The 3,349-nt window shown below is 64.0% G+C and carries 4 protein-coding genes; all 4 read right to left on the bottom strand.

Translation table 11 applies throughout. The annotated features are described in order from the left end of the window. Positions 1-244: NAD(P)-binding domain-containing protein (locus tag AAGI46_16450; protein MEM1013798.1), on the bottom strand; the 244-nt coding region annotated here is incomplete at its 3' end. A gap of 29 nt (positions 245-273) precedes the next feature. Continuing rightward, entirely contained in the window at positions 274-1,524 is a 1,251-nt protein-coding gene (zigA, locus tag AAGI46_16445) for a zinc metallochaperone GTPase ZigA (GenBank protein MEM1013797.1), read from the bottom strand. Between the two features lie 35 nt (positions 1,525-1,559). Further along, a complete protein-coding gene (locus tag AAGI46_16440; GenBank protein ID MEM1013796.1) occupies positions 1,560-1,946 on the bottom strand; it encodes a thioredoxin family protein in 387 nt (128 codons plus the stop codon). Between the two features lie 324 nt (positions 1,947-2,270). Beyond that, entirely contained in the window at positions 2,271-2,717 is a 447-nt protein-coding gene (locus AAGI46_16435) for a transcriptional repressor (GenBank protein MEM1013795.1), read from the bottom strand. Positions 2,718-3,349 lie beyond the last annotated feature (632 nt).

Raw genomic sequence — 3,349 nt, 5'->3', positions numbered from 1 at the left:
TCGGGTGCTCAACCTTGAGGCCGTGCGCGGGCGACGCGCCGATGGCGATCGCGTTCAGGTCGAGCATCCCGATCGAGTTGGTCGGGAAAGACGGCGTGATGAACCGTGTCTCGGCGGGCCAGCGGTCGAACGAAGCCCCCACCCCGTGGCGATCGAGCAGCACGAAGTCTTCGATCCCGGCATCCTTCAGCGCAACGGCGACTCCGACGCCCGCCGCTCCCGCACCGACAATGACGACGTCCAGGGGTTCGACGTGCGATCCTGCAGCTACGATCACGAGCCGGCGCTCCCTAGCGGCAAGTCTTCCGCGTCGATCTCAATCGCCGGCAACGGGTCGTCGTACTTCGCCCAAGCCGCCGGGCCCTCCGCCATCTCTTCGTCGGTGAGTAAGCAGTCTTCGAGTCGCGACTCGATCACTGGTCGGTCCATCCCGATACCGATGAACACGATCTCCTGGCGGCGGTCGCCGTACGGCTCTTCAAACTCGCTGCGGATGTCGGCCAGCAGTTTTGCGTTCTCGGGGATGTCTTCCGGCCACTCCTCTTCCGGGGCGGCCGACCACCAGTAGCCGGCTGGGTCGAGCTGCACCGATACACCGGCTTGCGACCACGAGTAGGCGTACTCGTGCCGCGACGCGACCCAGAGAAAGCCCTTCGAGCGAATCACGCCGGCAAGGACGCCTGCGTCGAAATCGAGACTCGTCCACAGTCGGTCTGCGTGGAACGGTCGGCGCGCGCGATAGACGAAGCTGGAGATGCCGTACTCGTCGGTCTCCGGCTGTTCCTGACCACGCGGGACTTCGAGCCAACCGGGTTGAGCGCCCGCCTCGTCTAGTGAGAACAGTCCTGTTCCCATGACCTGGCTGAGTTCGATCTGTCCGCGTACGGTTTCGACAATACGGGCCTTAGGATTGAGGTTCCGCAGGATGCCGAGCAGCGTCCGCTTGCCCTCCTCGTCGATCTGGTCGCACTTGTTTAGAAGGATGACATTCGCGAACTCGACCTGGTCGGTCAGCAGATCGACCACGTTCCGTTGGTCCTCCTCATTGAGGCCCATCTCTCGATCGACTAAGTCGTCCGACGAGCAGAAATCCCGCTGGAAGTTGGCCGCATCGACGACGGTCACCATCGTGTCGAGCTGCGCGAGGTCCGAGAGGCTCCGTCCCGCCTCATCGGCGAAAGTGAACGTCTCAGCGACCGGCATCGGCTCACTGATGCCGGTCGACTCCACGAGCAGATAATCGAAGCGGCCGTCCCTGGCCAGCTCTGCCACCTCAAGGAGCAGGTCTTCGCGCAGCGTGCAGCAGATGCATCCGTTCGTCATCTCAACGAGCTTCTCTTCTGTGCGGCTCAGCCCGGCTTGGCCGTCTCGGACGAGCGACGCGTCGATGTTCACCTCGCTCATGTCGTTGACGATCACCGCGACGCGCAGTCCCTCGCGGTTCGCCAGGACGTGATTGAGTGTTGTCGTCTTCCCAGCGCCGAGGAAGCCAGAGAGGACGGTAACGGGGAGCTTCGAGGGCATGAGCGCGTATCGCTGGGTTGTGGTTGTCGGTTCGCTCAGCGGGTGACGGCCGCGAGCGGTTGAGGGGCCAGATCGCCGAACGATTCGTCGAGCTGAGCCGCGATTAGATCGGCTGAGGTCGGGTGCTCCGCACGGAAGACCTCCTGACCGCCGCGAAACGCGACGTAACTTGGGCACGCGTTGAGCTTGAACTCCCAAGTCAACTGCGGGTGCTGCCTGAGATTGACGCGGCGGACAGCCATACCATCGCGCCGATCGTTCGCCAAGCGGTCGATTGGCCCGCGCATAGCGTCGCATCGAGAGCAGCCCGAAGGCATGCAGAACTCGACCAGCACCACATCCTCGGTGTCGGACAGAGCCGCGGCAAACTGGTCTAGCGTCAAAAAGGGGGCCGACGCCGCCGGGACTTCGACGGTCGGCATGCTCCGCGTGGCTTGACAGCCAGCGAGCGCCACGAGTGATAGCGAGGCTACTCCCAACGCGGCGAGCTTTGGGGCTGCTCCGTTGAGAGTAGGCCGCGTGCGCGTCGATGGCGCGTCGGTTACCCGCTCATCGGCTAACGTCGGTGTCTTCGTCAGCTTGTTGAGACTAGGCGGTCGAAGGGCTAGATGCAGGGTTGCGGACTTCATCGGCGGCCTAAGGCGAAGGACGAGCGGCTGCGGCGGCGACACCGCCGGCTATCGAATCGTACCCAGATGCAATCGGATTGCAAGTTGCGGCGAATCCCGAATCCCCGCGTCGTGTGCTCAGACGCCCGCGCATGCCCCGCACCGTCCGCGTAGCAGCACCTCCGTGATCTGCCCTAGCTCACGACGACCGCGTCCGCGTTCGGGAGTCACCTCGACCGTGAAGCCGTGGAGACACGTCAGTTCGCCGCAGTCAACGCACATGAAGTGGGCGTGGCCCGTTTCGCCCGTGCCGTCATGCTCCGCCAACTCGAACCGCCGCACGTGGTCGCCGAGGTCGAGCCGAGCCACGAGGTGGACGTCGGCCAACTCATTGAGGCAGCGGAATAGCGTCGATTGGTCGAAGCCCGAATCGCTAAGCCCGTTGACCACCTCGGCATGGCTCTGCGGCTTACTCGCGTCAGCCAGCCAACGCATGACCGCGATCCTCGAGGCTGTCGCGCGGATGCCGGCAGCGTGAAGCGACTCCTTCGCTTGCGACGCCGTGCACGTCTCTTCGTTCGACATCGCCGGAACGTCACTGCGTGATGCTGGATCGCCGGAGCGTGCAACGCACCCATGCAAACGGATTGCACCTGCGTTATTATGGCAATCCTTCCGACTTCTGCAAATCAGGACGCGGCGAGCCCCCCCCAGCGTTCGTTGAAGCGCGAGGAGCCTCGCGATTTCCGCCGCCCGAGCCAAAGAATGCGCCGTCGCCACCTGGTAACTCCACGACTCATGATCAGGCCTGGCTTGACGAGCATGAGACGCAGCGCGATGCCGGCTGCCTGCGCCTTGCTGGCCTCTGTGGTTGTGACCCAGTCCCGAGGGGAATGGCCGCAGTTCCAGGGCGCTCAGCGAGACAATCGATCGTCAGAAACCGCTCTCTTGCCCAGTTGGCCTCAAGGCGGGCCTAGCCTCGCGTGGTCGTTCGGGAACGCCGGAATTGGCTACTCCGCGCCGGCGATTGCGGCGGGACGCGTTTACTTAATGGGGGGGCGCAACGGAAAGGCGGACTTGATCTGCCTAAGGGCCAAAGACGGCGAGGAGCTCTGGTCCTTGCCGCTGAACGACGCGGTCTTCGACTTCGAGGGAAACTCGTGGGGGGCTGGCCCGCGGGCAACCGTGACCGTCGACCATGGCCTGGTCTATGCCCT

The sequence above is a fragment of the Planctomycetota bacterium genome (genome assembly GCA_038746835.1).
Classification (GTDB): Bacteria; Planctomycetota; Phycisphaerae; order Tepidisphaerales; family Tepidisphaeraceae; genus JBCDKH01.
The sequence above is the reverse complement of the archived record's forward strand: the minus strand, read 5'-3'. Positions and strand labels throughout refer to the sequence as shown.